We start from the raw sequence: 298 nt of genomic DNA, 5'->3' as shown, positions 1-298 counted from the left end.
ACCCCTCTTGTGGTACTGCTCTGTGGGAGTCTACTATCTCCTTAAGTTTCTCGTAGTGGGTTTTGATGGCTTTTTTGTTGGGTTTGATGATGGTTTTGAAACCTAGTGGATTACCGTATGTGTTTTTCCCGGTTTTGTATTTTCCGACTCTGTATTGCCGGATGTTAAATCCCAGGAAGTCGAATCCAGGGTTGTCACCCTCTAATGTGTGGGTGATGTGGGTTTTGGTATCCTTCAGTTCCAACCCTATTCCTTTCAGCCATTCCTGGATGTGGTCGCGACATTTTAGAATTACATC

Annotated in this window: 1 pseudogene; it reads right to left on the bottom strand. The window is 44.3% G+C overall.

Going from position 1 to position 298, the window contains the following annotated elements:
* Positions 1–244, bottom strand: a pseudogene (locus tag AC0QH1_RS07150) (group II intron reverse transcriptase/maturase); the annotation flags it as partial.
* Positions 245–298: the final 54 nt, after the last annotated feature.

The sequence above is a fragment of the Phormidium sp. CCY1219 genome (assembly GCF_055795085.1).
The sequence above is the reverse complement of the archived record's forward strand: the minus strand, read 5'-3'. Positions and strand labels throughout refer to the sequence as shown.